The organism is Embleya sp. NPDC001921 (assembly GCF_053594475.1).
Genome location: NZ_JBSFEO010000001.1, coordinates 401592 through 413739 on the forward strand (window position 1 = coordinate 401592; position 12148 = coordinate 413739).

Genomic DNA, 12148 nt, shown 5'->3' on the forward strand with positions numbered 1-12148 from the left:
GGTACGTCCGGACCCGCCCCTCGGCGCGTGCTCAGCGTGCGGCGAGTGCCGCGAGCGGCTCCCGGACCGGGTCGAGCACCGCGCTCAGCCACGCGGTGTGCTCGTGCTCGGCCAACCACGTGTCCAGATCGGCGAGCGGCACGTACGCGACGTCGTCGACCTCCTCCGGGTTGAGGCCGAGTCCGCCGCCGACCAGGCCGACGAAGAGGTGGTTGTACTCCTTCTCGACCAGGCCCGAGACCTCGTCGGTGACGTCGTAGGTCACCAGGCCGGCCGGTTCGAGCACGGTGGGCTTGACGCCCAGTTCCTCGGCCAGTCTGCGCAGCACCGCGTCCCGGGGCTCCTCGCCGGGGAACGGGTGGCTGCAACACGTGTTGGACCACCGGCCCGGCGAGTGGTACTTCGTCAGCGCCCGGCGCTGCATCAGCACCCGACCCTCGTCGTCGAGGAGGAAGACCGAGAACGCGCGGTGCAGCAGACCCGGCGGCTGATGGGCCTCCAGCTTCTCCGCGAGGCCGATCGTGTTCCCTTGTGGGTCCACCAACTCGACCATGACCCGACCGTCCGGCTGCTCCTGCGCCATGTGCTCTCCCTGCTGTTCGGCCTTGCCTGCACAGTATCCGGCGGGCGAGTCACGGATCGTCGATACCGCGCCGGCGCCCGCTACATCGTTGTCTGTACGCCGGGATCCGCCCTGCCGACGATCCCCGGGCGGCGCGCGCGGGAGAGGCTGGTGGGGTCCGTTCGCCGGCGCCGCGACCCCCTCGGGGCGCGCGCTCGGTCCACTCCGAGGAGGAGATCGCCGTGGTCGTCGCCATGATCGTGGTCTGCGAGGTGGGCTTCTGGGTGCTGATCGCCCTGGGCCTGCTGAGCCGCTACGCGCTGCGCCGCCGCCGGCTGAGCAACGTGTTCCTCTACAGCACACCGCTGCTGGAGTTGATCCTGCTCGTGGTCGCCGTGCTGGACCTGCGCAACGGCGCCACCGCCGGCGCGCGGCACGGGATCGCCGCGTTGTACATCGGCAGCACCGTGATGTTCGGCCACCGGGCGATCCGCTGGGTGGACCAGCGGGTGGGCTATCACTTCCTCGGCGGGCCGTTGCCGTGGCGACCGCCGACGCACGGCGTGGAGCGGATCCGCTACGAGGTGACCGAGTTCGCCCGCGTGGTGGGCGCGATGGCGATCGCCGCCGCGCTGGTCGGCCTGCTGATCCTGATCACCGGCGACGCGGATCGCAGCGAGGCCCTGGTCGGCACCTTCGGCATGCTCGGCGCGATCACCGCGATCTCCCTGGTGATCGCGGTGGTGGGCGCGGTCTCGGCGGTCGGCAAGCCGCCCAAGCCCAAGCCGGCACCGCGCCGGCTGCGCGATCGGGTGTCCGCCTGACGCTGCCGAGGATGCCCGGCACGGCCGACCCCGGTACGCGGGACGGCCGCGGCCCCGGAACACGTGGGAGGTGTTCCGGGGCCGAAGCACGTGCCGTGGCGGGCGCTTCAGCCCATCATCGCGCCGGCCAGGTTCGGGGCCCCGCCGACGAACGCGGTCGGGTCCTGGCAGTCGTCGGTCGGCGCGGTGTGCGGCGGCGGCGGGAGCTCCGGCGGACAGTCGTCGGCCGGCGGGGCGTGGTGCGGCGGCGGAGCGGGGTGGCCCGGGTGCCCGGGGGGCATCGGGGTGGCGTGGTCCATGCCGTCCGCGTTCACGCAGGTGTTGCCGAACGTGGGGTTCAGCGCCGCGATGATGTTGACGCTGTTGCCGCAGATGTTGACCGGAACGTGCACCGGCACCTGGACGTTGTTCCCGGAGAGCACGCCGGGCGAGTCCACGGCGGCGCCGTCCGCATCGGCCGACGCGAACGCCTGGCCCCCCATCGCAACCGAACCGCCGAGAATGGCGGCGGTGACGACCGCACCCTTGGTGAGCTTGTTCACTGGTTGTTATTCCCATCGATCGATAGACGGTGGAACCGGGGTTCCGGGACGTCCAACGCGTGGGCGGGGTGCCGGTGACGGGGGGCGCGCGAACTTCCCCCGTTAGTAGCAGCCCGCGCGTGACGAGACGTCAGACCGCGCTACCGACAGGGGATTTCGGGCAATGCAGGCAATCGGCTCAACGAGCCGGACGGCGGTCGATCACGCGCGGGCGATTGCCTCGTGATGGTGAATCACCTCGGCGACCAGGAAGTTGAGGAACTTCTCCGCGAAGTCGGGGTCCAGCTTGGCGCTCTCGGCCAGCGCGCGCAGGCGGCGGATCTGCACCGCCTCGCGGGCCGGGTCGGCCGGCGGCAGCTTGTGCTCGGCCTTGAGCACGCCCACCCGCTTGGTGCACTTGAATCGCTCGGCGAGCAAGTGGATCAGGGCCGCGTCGATGTTGTCGATGCTGTCCCGCAGGTCGAGCAGCTCGGCGGGCTTGCCGGGCGCCGCGCCCGACGTTTCGTCAGTGGTTCCGTTGGCCATAACGGGTGACCCTACCCGGCGACCCCAAAGGAGCGGACGGACGGCGTTCGAGCGCCCCGGGCGCGACCCGCCGCGCACCCCTCGCCCCCGCCCCGTCGAGCGATCAGAGGAAATATCACCACCTGTCATCTCTCGTTCTGCCAGGTGTCACATCGCCACCTGCGGGGGACCCTCTGAGTACGGTCCGCGCCGTCGGCTGTCCCTGCCGCGACGCCCGGGCCGTTCGGCGGTGCGCGAGGGATGCGGCCGGGGCTGCAGTAGGGGGCGAACGACATGATGGAGGAAGTGCGTCTCACGCCGAGCGAGCGGCGGATGCTGGAGGAGATCGAGTACGAACTGCGCAAGGACCAGGAGCTGGACCTGGCGCTTCGTACCATGCGTCCCTCCCGCAACCGCCGGCGGACCGGCGCGCGCGGCCGTGTCGTTCCGGGGGCGGGCTCGATGCCGGCCTCGCGGCGGGCCCGCCGCGGGTTGCGCCGGCCGACGCTCTCCGGCACGTGGCACGTGCTGCTGCTGGTGGTGCTGTTCGCGGCGGTGTTCGCGGCGCTGGCCACCACGTCCGGCGTCTACCTGGTGGTGATCGCGTTCGCGCTGATCATCATGGGCTGCACCACCACGCTGGTGTGGTTGTGCGTGGCCTTCCTGTTGCGCCGCGGCGGCGGCAGGACCTGATCGCGCCCCGATCGACGCGGGCCGCGGTCGCCGCGGTCGGTGGTCAGCGTGCCCGGTGGTCGCGGCCGCCGGCCGCGCGATTCGAGCCGCGCCCGCGTGCCGCGACCATCAGCGTGCCCGCGGGCGCCGCGACGCCGAGCAGGAGCGCGGCGTCCAACGCGCCCATTCCGCCCTGGCCGATCGAGTAGAACACCAGCGCGAGCGACGCGAACATGCACATCAGCACGGCCGCGGTCATCCGCTCGGCGCGGCGCCCCCGGGTGAGCAACCACAGGCAGCCGAGAGCGCCGACGGACAACGTGACCAATGCGGCGATCGCGGTGGTGGTCATCCCGCCTCCTCGTCGTGCTGCCTGCGACCCCGACGGGCCCTGTCCCAACGGTTACCCGAGGTGATCGCGTCGATGCCGCGACCCCACCGGTATCGAATCCTAACCACCACTTACCCCCATGGGGTATAGGGTTCCCGGCATGACACTTCTCGCATCCTCGTGCGGCGGCGCCGCGCGCGTCGAACTGATCCGACTCGTGGGCGCCGCGACCGTTCGAGTGACGATCACCGCCCGGCGCTGCCGCCGCGCCTGCCCGCGCCACCGTGCGTAACACCTCCGTTACGCACGCGTCGAAAGCCGGAAACGGCCTCGCGGTTCACTCCGGGCGACATCGGTTCCGGTAGCGGGACCGGCGGCCATCGACCCAGGTGACGGCGCGAGATGACGACACGAGACCGTACGACCGCGTTCCGGCGCACCGGCCGACCGGCAGCCGCGGGGGTGACCCGGTGAGGCCGGGCACGCCGGTGGCCGATGTGGTGATCGTCGGGGCCGGTCCCGAGGGCATGGCGATCGCGTACGCGTTCACCCGGCGCGGAGTGCGCGACGTGATCGTGTGCGCGGCGGGTGCCGGCGGTTCGGGGCCGCCCGGGTCGACCGGCGACCCGGGACCCGGCGGCGGCGCCGTGCACTGCTCCGCCACCGTGCCCGCGCTGGCGGCGATGGCCTGGGCGGGCACCCACCTGTTCGAGCACGCGATCGACGTGCTCGGCGAGGACGTCGGGTACCGCCGGTGCGGTCGGCTCGTCGGCGTGGCCGCCGCCGATCTCGGCGCCCTGGAGGCGGGCATCGCGATGCGCCGCGCGCTCGGGATCGACGTCGGGCGGGTGGCCGCGGACGCGGTGGCGGCACGGTGGCCGGAGCTCGCCGTCCGGGACTTCGCCGCCTTCGCGCACGAACCGCGCGGCGGGTACGCCGACACCAGGCGCACCGCGCGCGCCTTCGCCCGGGCGGCCCGCCACGGCGGCGCCGCGATCTTGTCGTGCCCGCCGGTGGTGAGCGTGTCGGCGACCCGGGACCGGATCACCGGGGTTCGGCTGAGCGACGGCCGCGAGGTGTCCACCGGCACGGTCGTGGTGGCCGCGGGCGCCGACTCGCCCGCGTTCGTCGAGCCGCTGGGGGTGGCCCTGCCGGTGCGCGCCGCCCGCGAGTTCGCGGTCCGGGTGCGGGTGGGGGTGGGCCGGGTCCTCGACGAGCGGCCGGTTTTGGTCGATCTGCCGCACCGGCGCTACCTGCGGCCGGACGGCCCGGGGCAACTGCTGCTCGGCGCGCTCGACCCGGCCGCGGACGCGTTCGACGACGAACTCACCGCGCGCGCCGCGGCGCATCTCGCCGCCCGCCTCCCCGGCTTTCGCGAGATCACGCCGGTGGCCGCGTTCGGCACCCGGCACGACGCCGGGCCCGATCACCTGCCGCTGATCGGATCGGTGGGCCCCGACGGGCTGTTCGTCGCGGCCGGGTGCGGCGAGCACGGGCTGGGCATCGTGCCGGCGGTGGGCTCGCTGGTGGCCGACCTGCTGTGCGACGGGGCCAGCGGCCGGCCGGACATCCCGGGCGCCGACTTCCACCCCGCCCGGTTCGCCGCGCCCACCCGGTCACCGGGACCGCGCAGGCCGCCGGCGGCGCGCGCACCCGATCCGGCGGACGACTCCGCCCCGGGCGGCGTGTTCGCCCGAGGGTCCGGCTCGGGTCGACGCGCCGACTCCGAACGCGAGTTCGCCCCCGGCCGGCCCGCCGACTCCCGCCGAGGAGCCGGGCCGGCCGGGGGACTCGGCTCCGATCGGGGGGTCGGCTTCGACCAAGGGCTCGGCTCGGGCCGAGGACTCGGCTCCGGCCAATGGCTCGACGCGGGCCGAGGACTCGGCTCCGATCGGGGGGTCAGCCCTGATCGGGCGTTCGACCCCGATCAGGGGTGAAGAACGGCAGCACCCGCTCCTCCCCCGTGGTCCGCAGGTCCACCCGCACCCGCATCCCCGAGTGGATCTCGGCCGGTTCCACCTCGACCAGGTTGGTGAGCACGCGATAGCCCTCGTCCAGGTCCACGATCGCCACCGCGTAGGGATCGCCGAGTTCACGCGCGGCGGGCCGGCTCACCACGGTCCAGCTGTACACGCTGCCGCGCCCGGCGCTGGTGGCCCAGTGCAGCGCGCGCGACGAGCAGCCCCGGCACATCTCGGTGGGGGTGAAGTTCGCCGCCTCGCACGCGCCACAGCGCTGGTAGCGCAACTCCCCCGGTTCCGGGGGCATTCGCATCGACGCGGCAGGAGTCACGGGTACACCGATCTGCGGTCCCAACACGGGTGTCACGGCCTTTCCGTTCCGAACGTACTTCGTCGAGCCCGTCGGCGTTCGAGGACGAGCGTTGGCTGCATGCTCGCGCACCGAGCACGCGGTTGCCGAATCGGTCGCACACGCGTTCGCGGGTGGAAACACGCCAGGTGGGGAGAGGACGTCGAAAGGACTTCTCGGCCAAGTCGGGGACAGGGCTTGCGTGATTGGCGCAGGATGGGTAGCGCAAGTGATCCGCCACGGCGCGTAATCGTTCCGCGCGGGCTCGGGGTGGGGACGCACGGCAGAAAGGTTGCGCGATGACGGCACCACGCACGGCACCGAACCCGGGTGACCTGGGCCGCGAGAACACACCCGACATCGTGTCCGGGACGGAGCCCATGCCCCTCGTCGAGCGCGACTTCCTGCAGCGCGAACTCCGCGACCAGTTGGCGGCGGTACGCGAAACCGGCGAGGGCCGGATCACGGTGGTCACCGGCCTGGCCGGCATGGGCAAGTCGGCCATGCTCGCGTGGGCCAGGCACACCGCCGAGGCCGAGGGCTTCAGCACGCTGCACGTGGTCGGGTACGACCTGGAGAAGGTCCGGGTCTACGGCCTGGTGAAGCGGCTGTTCCGGGATCTGCGCAATCTCGACGAGGCGGGCCAAAAGGAACGACTCGGCGAGTGGTACGGAATCCTCGGGCCGATCTTCGGCTTGGGCCCGCGTCAGCCCGGGGAGTCGCCGGACCCGGAGAACGTGCTGTCCGCCCTCGACGCCGTGGTGCAAGGCTACGTGCACAGGGCCGGGCCGCTGATCATGGTCATCGACGACGTGCACTGGGCCGACCCGTCGTCGATGTCGTGGCTCGCGCAATTCGCGATGAAGGTGCGCGACTTCCCGATCCTGATCGTGGTCTCCTACCGCCCGGACGAGTACGACCCGGCGCTGGAGGGATCGCTGCGCGCGCTCGACGCCGTCGCCGGCCGCACCGCCACCAAGCTGAGCGCGCTGAACGTGACGGGCACCGCGGCCGTGATCCGACACCGCTTCCCCGACAAGCGGGTCGACGACGCGTTCGCCGAGCACTGCCACCGCTACTGCGGCGGCGAACCGCAGATCCTGCGGGAACTGTTGCGGTTCGTCGAGTCGTCCCGGATCGAACCGCTCGAGGCCGCGCTGCCCCGGCACGGCGCGGCCATGGAACAGCACGCCGCCCAGGCCTACGCCGAGCACCACTTCAAGGACCGATTCTCCAGGCTCGATCCGGCTTCCCGACGGCTGGCACTGGCCGCCGCGATCCTGACCCCGCACGTGACGGTGAAACGCGCGGCGAAGCTCACCGGGTTGAGCGAGTCGGCCATCGTCACCGCCGCGGACGAGCTGTACAAGCAGGAGATTCTCACCTGGGTCCCCGACACTCCCTCGAACCTGGGTTTCACCCACCCGCTGGTTCGACTCGCGGTCTACCGCTTCTGCTTCGAACCGAACGAGCGCTGCGCGATGCACGCGGCGGCGGCCAGGATGTTGCGCGCGGACCGCTTCTCCGCGCAGACCGCGGCGACGCACGCGCTGAAGATGGTCGGCGTCGAGGACGAGTGGGCCGCGAACATCATGGTGGAGGCGGCCCGCGAGTGCCTGGCCTCCGGCGTCCCGGAGGCGGGCGTGACCTACCTCGAACACGCGCTGGCCGAGCTCGCGCCCCGGCACATGCACGCCAGGCTGTACTACAACATCGGCCGAGCCCTGTTCGTCAACGATCCCCCGGCCAGCCTCGGACCGCTGAACAAGGCACTCGCGGAGTCCGGCGAACCGGGCACGGAACTGCACACCAACATCGTCGTCGAACTCGGCCGCTCGCTCGCGTTCAGTGGTCACCTGCCCAAGAGCATCAAGCTCCTGGAGCGGGAGATCGAGATCACCCCGATCGGCAAACGACCCAGGCTGTACGCCGACCTGTTCATGTGGGCCGCCTTCTGGGAGGACGACACCGGCTTCGCCTCGCGTGCCCACAACCTGCAGCGGCTGACCGTGCGACTGAACACCGAGGGCGCCACGACCCGGACGAACTACTCGCTGTTCGCCCTGGTCGCGTGGTACGGCGTGCTCACCGGACGACGGCTCCAGACCACCACCAAGTTCGCCCGCGCGGCACTGGGACCGGAGGATCCGAACAAGGAGCGCCCCGGCTTCAGTTGGGTCGAGGACGGTTGGGGTTTCGAGATCCCGATGGTGCTCACCCTGACCTTCATCTACTGCGACCTGTTCAAGGAGGCCCACGAACTCCTCGAGAGCGGCATGGCCGAGCTGCGCGACAACGGACGCCAACGCGCGCACCTGTCCTACGGCCACGCCTTCCGGGCGATGTTGTACTACCGGATGGGCAGGCTCAAGGAGGCTCGTGAGCAGGCCGAGACCGGCCTGGACATGGCCCTCAAACTCGGCGAGGAGACGCCCTCGAAGTGGTACGCGGCGGGGGTGCTGATCCAGACCCTGATCGCGCTGGGCGACCTCGACGAGGCCGAGCGGCAGGCGCACAAGATCGGCTTCGACGACCCCGCGCGCGTCAATCAGGCCGCCCGCGTGTTGCCGGTCCCCACCATCGTGCTCGCCGAGTTGCGGCTCGCCCAGGGCAGGCCCGAGGAGGTGATCCAGCCGTTGACCGAGCTCGGCGAACGGCTGCGCGCCCGCGGCATGGACAACCCCGCGTGGTGCCCGTGGGGCCTGCTGCTCGCCGAGGCGTTGAACGCCGAGGGGCCGCTGCAGAACAAGAAGCTGGCCCAGGAGGTGGCCAGGCAGGCCGTCGCCCGTGCCGACACCTTCTACGCGCCGGTGGCCGCGGGCCAGGCCAAGCGGGTGGCCGGGATCATCGAGGACAACGTCAACGCGCAACAGGCGCTGTGGGACGCGGCGGTCGCGCTGGAGGGCGTCGGCGCCAACTACGAGTACGCCAAGGCGCTGCTCGCGTACGGCGACCGGCTGCGCAAGGACGGCCACAAGCCGGACGCGATCGGCGAGCTGGAGCGGGCCCGGGACACCGCGATGGCCTGTGGCGCGATCCCGTTGCAGACCCGGGCGGCGGAGATGGTCGAGGCGCTGGTCGGTGGCGCCGCGCTGCCGCCGGTCGACCACGGGCGCGCCGAGGCGGACGAATGGGTCGACGAGTACACCGGCGGCTACAGCCCGTTCGGCATCCCGCATCGCGGCGATGCCCGACCGGACGCGGAGGGCGATCGTTCCGAAACCTGGCCGTTCCGCGAGGGGCCGACCCGACGGCCCGAGCCGGAGTAGCCGCGCGGGGGCGCCGGAGAACAAGAAAAGCGGATCGGGACGCGGCCGACCGGCGATGGGCGTCGGCCCCGGCCCCCGGTACGGTAGCGGGGTGATCGACACTGCTGATTCCTCCACCGTTGGTGCCGTCGCCGCAGGTCTCGCGACGATCGCCGCCGACGGCACCGTCCTGGACACCTGGTACCCCGCACCCGAGCTGACCTCGGGCGACGCCGACGGCAAGGCCGAGACCGTACGCCTGTCCGCCGACGAGGCGATCGAGGCGCTCGGCGCCGACGCCGCCGCCGGCCTGGGCGCCGACGCGGTGCGCGGGGTCGAGGTCGTCGCCGTGCGCACGGTGATCGCGTCGCTGGCCGCCGCGCCGGTGGACACCCACGACGCGTACCTGCGCCTGCACCTGCTCAGCCACCGCCTGGTCCGCCCGCACGGGCAGAGCCTGGAGGGCCTGTTCGGCCTGCTGCCGAACCTCGCGTGGACCAACCTGGGCGCGGTCCCGGTCGACGGCGTGGATGCCGCCCGGCTGCGTGCCCGGGCCGCGCGGGTCCCGTTCGAGGTGGCCGGCGTGGACAAGTTCCCCCGGATGACCGAGTTCGTGGTGCCCGGCGGCGTGCGGATCGCCGACACCACCCGGGTCCGCCTGGGCGCGCACCTGGCGCCCGGCACGACCGTGATGCACGAGGGCTTCTGCAACTTCAACGCCGGCACGCTGGGCGCCTCGATGGTCGAGGGCCGGATCAGCGCGGGTGTCGTGGTGGGCGACCACAGCGACATCGGCGGCGGCTCCTCGATCATGGGCACGCTGTCCGGCGGCGGCAAGGAGACCATCTCGGTCGGCGAGCGCTGCCTGCTCGGCGCCAACGCGGGCATCGGCATCTCGCTCGGCGACGACTGCGTGGTCGAGGCGGGCTGCTACATCACCGCCGGCACCCGGGTCACCACGCCGGACGGCAAGGTGGTCAAGGCCGCCGAGCTCTCCGGCCGGGACGGCCTGCTGTTCCGCCGCAACTCGGTCACCGGCACGATCGAGGCGATCGCCCGGACCAAGTCGTGGGGCGCGCTGAACGAGGAACTGCACAAGAACGACTGACCGGGCACAACCCGGCACGACTGCCCGGGCACGACTGCCCCGGCACGGCCCACACGGCACGCGAGCGGGCCGGCGGATCACCGCCGGCCCGCTCGCGGGTGCTCACTCCTCGACCAGGTCGGCCGGCTTGGCCCCGGTGGCCACCGCGCGGATCACCTTGCCGGTCGGCGTCCGGGGCAGCGGTTCCTCGCGCAGTTCCCAGTGCGCGGGCACCTTGAAGTGCGCCAGGCGCTCCGCGACATAGGCACCGAGTCGTTCGGCGGTGAGCGTCGCGCCCCGGGCCGGCACCACGATCGCCTTGACCTCCTCGCCCCACTCCGGGTGCGGTACGCCGACCACCACCGACTCGGCCACCTCGGGGTGCGCGTCCAGACAGTGTTCGATCTCGGCCGGGTAGACGTTCTCCCCGCCGCGCAGGATCAGGTCGCTGCGTCGGGTGGCCAGGTGGAACCGGCCCTCCCGGGTGTAGCCGAGGTCGCCGGTGCGCAGCCGGCGATCCGGCGTGAGCGCCTTCGCGGTGGCCTCGTCGTTGCGCCAGTAGCCGCGCATCACCAACGGGCTGCGGATCCACAACTCGCCCTCGACACCGTCCGGTTGCCGGGTGCCGTCCCGATCGTGCACCGTCACCTCCACGGTCGGCACCGGCACCCCGATGGCGCCCGGCTCGCCCTCCAGTTGCAGGGCACCCGCGGTGGTGGCCACGCCGCCGGACTCGGTCAGCCCGTACCCGACGCCGAACGCGCCCTTCGCGTTGGGGAACACCTCCTGGAGCCGGCGCACCAGTTCGGGCGAGAAGGCCGCGCTGCCGCCGCCCAGCCGGGTGATCGAGGACAGGTCGTACTTCGGCGTGTCCGGATGGTTGGCGACCCGCCAGCCCAGCGTGGGCACCAGCGACCATGTGGTGCAGCGCTCGCGTTCGATCAGTTCGAGCAGGGCCGGCACCTCGAACCGGCCGCTGTAGAGCACCATGGTCTGCCCGCCGGCCAGCGCCGCCACCGCGCCCGCGAGCAGGCCCGAGACGTGGAAGAACGGGCTGTTCACCAGCCACCGCCCGGGCGGCGCCTGGGCGAGCACCTCGGCGGGCACGTGTGCGGTCGCCCGGGCGGCCAGCAGCGCCTGGAGGTTCTGCATCGCGACCACGTTGCGGTGGGTCAGCACGGCGCCCTTGGGCCGCCCGGTGGTGCCGGAGGTGTACAGGATCAGCGCCGGGTCGTCCTCGTCGGCCGCGCCCGGCGGCAGTGCGGCTGCGGGCGCGTACGCCGCCAGGGCGGCGCAGTCGGCCTCGATCTCCAGCACGGGTACACCCAGGCTCCGCGCGGCCTCCGACGCGCCGCCCAGCCGCTCCAGGCGGCGGCGGTCGGCCACCAGCAGCTTGGGCGCGCAGTCCCGGACGCCATAGCGGATCTCGTCGGCGGCCCACCATCCGTTCATCCCGACGGTGATCGCGCCCAGCGCCGCGGTGGCCTGAAACACCGTCAGCCATTCCGGGCGGTTGGCCGCCAGGATCGCGACCCGGTCCCCCGGGCCGATCCCGTACCGCTCGCGCAGCGCGAGCGCGGTGGAGGCGATGTCGCGCACGTGTTCGGCGAAGCCGATCCGCCGGTCCTCGTACACGAGGAACTCGCGATCGCCGAACCGAGCGGCCCGCTCGACGAACGCGGTGAGCGACCGGGGCCGATCGGCCAACACACGCATCGGAACGCCCAGGACGTCCTCCTCGACCAGGGCGAACGGACCGCCCGGGGCGGTCATGGCGGCAAGAGCGTCATCGGGCACGGCGGAACTGATGGTGGCCATGGGCCGGACCCTAGAACTCCTTGATCGAGTCATTCAAGTGATCGCCGGTGTGATCTGACACGTGTTCGGACACCAAAGCAAAAAGCGCCACACCGACCACCCACCCCCACGCACGTCAGCCCGCACCCCCACCCCCCGGTACAGGCGCGTCAGCACCCCCGACCCCCGGGTACAGGCGCGTCAGCGCCCCCGACCCCCGGGTACAGGCGCGTCAGCGCCCCCGACCCCCGGGTACAGGCGCGTCAGCGCC

Annotated in this window: 12 protein-coding genes; 6 read left to right on the plus strand and 6 right to left on the minus strand. The window is 72.4% G+C overall.

All coding sequences use genetic code 11. The features are described 5' to 3' along the window. Nucleotides 1–31: 31 nt before the first annotated feature. The gene (gene idi, locus ACWCPW_RS01680) at nt 32–583 is read right to left on the minus strand and encodes an isopentenyl-diphosphate Delta-isomerase (protein ID WP_449759566.1); all 552 of its coding nucleotides are present in this window, start codon (nt 581–583) and stop codon (nt 32–34) included. A gap of 221 nt (nt 584–804) precedes the next feature. Here idi and ACWCPW_RS01685 point away from each other — a divergent pair, with 221 nt between their 5' ends. Continuing rightward, nucleotides 805–1386, plus strand: coding sequence for a hypothetical protein (locus ACWCPW_RS01685; RefSeq protein WP_449759567.1), 582 nt, complete (start codon nt 805–807; stop codon nt 1384–1386). A gap of 107 nt (nt 1387–1493) precedes the next feature. Here ACWCPW_RS01685 and ACWCPW_RS01690 read toward each other — a convergent pair whose 3' ends face one another. After that, nucleotides 1494–1928, minus strand: coding sequence for a chaplin (locus ACWCPW_RS01690; RefSeq protein WP_449759568.1), 435 nt, complete (start codon nt 1926–1928; stop codon nt 1494–1496). 201 nt (nt 1929–2129) lie between these two features. Next, on the minus strand, nt 2130–2453 hold the full coding sequence (locus ACWCPW_RS01695; protein WP_449759569.1) for a chorismate mutase: 324 nt from the start codon (nt 2451–2453) through the stop codon (nt 2130–2132). A 285-nt stretch (nt 2454–2738) separates the two neighbouring features. On the opposite strand from ACWCPW_RS01695, the gene ACWCPW_RS01700 reads away from it, so the two are divergent. Continuing rightward, entirely contained in the window at nt 2739–3125 is a 387-nt protein-coding gene (locus ACWCPW_RS01700) for a hypothetical protein (protein ID WP_449759570.1), read from the plus strand. A 43-nt stretch (nt 3126–3168) separates the two neighbouring features. On the opposite strand, the gene ACWCPW_RS01705 is transcribed toward ACWCPW_RS01700, so the two are convergent. Continuing rightward, complete coding sequence (locus ACWCPW_RS01705) at nt 3169–3456, minus strand: hypothetical protein (protein WP_449759571.1); 288 nt, start codon at nt 3454–3456, stop codon at nt 3169–3171. A 139-nt stretch (nt 3457–3595) separates the two neighbouring features. On the opposite strand from ACWCPW_RS01705, the gene ACWCPW_RS01710 reads away from it, so the two are divergent. Together ACWCPW_RS01710 and ACWCPW_RS01715 are read left to right on the plus strand one after the other, a co-directional pair. Beyond that, nucleotides 3596–3727 carry a hypothetical protein gene (locus ACWCPW_RS01710; RefSeq protein ID WP_449759572.1) on the plus strand — a complete coding sequence of 44 codons (132 nt, stop codon included), beginning with the start codon at nt 3596–3598 and terminating at the stop codon, nt 3725–3727. 178 nt (nt 3728–3905) lie between these two features. After that, nucleotides 3906–5372 (plus strand): NAD(P)/FAD-dependent oxidoreductase, encoded by a 1467-nt coding sequence (locus ACWCPW_RS01715; RefSeq protein WP_449759573.1) that lies wholly within the window; start codon nt 3906–3908, stop codon nt 5370–5372. Here the strand turns inward: ACWCPW_RS01715 and ACWCPW_RS01720 are convergent. Then, entirely contained in the window at nt 5335–5763 is a 429-nt protein-coding gene (locus tag ACWCPW_RS01720; protein ID WP_449759574.1) for a Zn-ribbon domain-containing OB-fold protein, read from the minus strand. The two genes, ACWCPW_RS01715 and ACWCPW_RS01720, sit on opposite strands and share 38 nt — an antisense overlap. A gap of 281 nt (nt 5764–6044) precedes the next feature. Between ACWCPW_RS01720 and ACWCPW_RS01725 the strand changes: the two genes are divergently transcribed. Then, entirely contained in the window at nt 6045–9014 is a 2970-nt protein-coding gene (locus ACWCPW_RS01725) for an ATP-binding protein (RefSeq protein ID WP_449759575.1), read from the plus strand. A gap of 91 nt (nt 9015–9105) precedes the next feature. Then, the gene (gene dapD / locus ACWCPW_RS01730) at nt 9106–10101 is read left to right on the plus strand and encodes a 2,3,4,5-tetrahydropyridine-2,6-dicarboxylate N-succinyltransferase (protein WP_449759576.1); all 996 of its coding nucleotides are present in this window, start codon (nt 9106–9108) and stop codon (nt 10099–10101) included. 102 nt (nt 10102–10203) lie between these two features. Here the strand turns inward: dapD and ACWCPW_RS01735 are convergent, their stop codons facing one another. Continuing rightward, entirely contained in the window at nt 10204–11898 is a 1695-nt protein-coding gene (locus ACWCPW_RS01735) for an AMP-binding protein (protein ID WP_449759577.1), read from the minus strand. Between the last annotated feature and the right edge of the window lie 250 nt (nt 11899–12148).

Excerpts from the sequence above, each read along its gene's own strand:
- ACWCPW_RS01705 (WP_449759571.1), bottom strand. The coding sequence starts at position 3,456 with ATGACCACCACCGCGATCGCCGCATTGGTCACGTTGTCCGTCGGCGCT.
- ACWCPW_RS01695 (WP_449759569.1), bottom strand. The coding sequence starts at position 2,453 with ATGGCCAACGGAACCACTGACGAAACGTCGGGCGCGGCGCCCGGCAAG.
- ACWCPW_RS01710 (WP_449759572.1), top strand. The coding sequence starts at position 3,596 with ATGACACTTCTCGCATCCTCGTGCGGCGGCGCCGCGCGCGTCGAACTG.
- ACWCPW_RS01725 (WP_449759575.1), top strand. The coding sequence starts at position 6,045 with ATGACGGCACCACGCACGGCACCGAACCCGGGTGACCTGGGCCGCGAG.
- ACWCPW_RS01735 (WP_449759577.1), bottom strand. The coding sequence starts at position 11,898 with ATGGCCACCATCAGTTCCGCCGTGCCCGATGACGCTCTTGCCGCCATG.
- idi (WP_449759566.1), bottom strand. The coding sequence starts at position 583 with ATGGCGCAGGAGCAGCCGGACGGTCGGGTCATGGTCGAGTTGGTGGAC.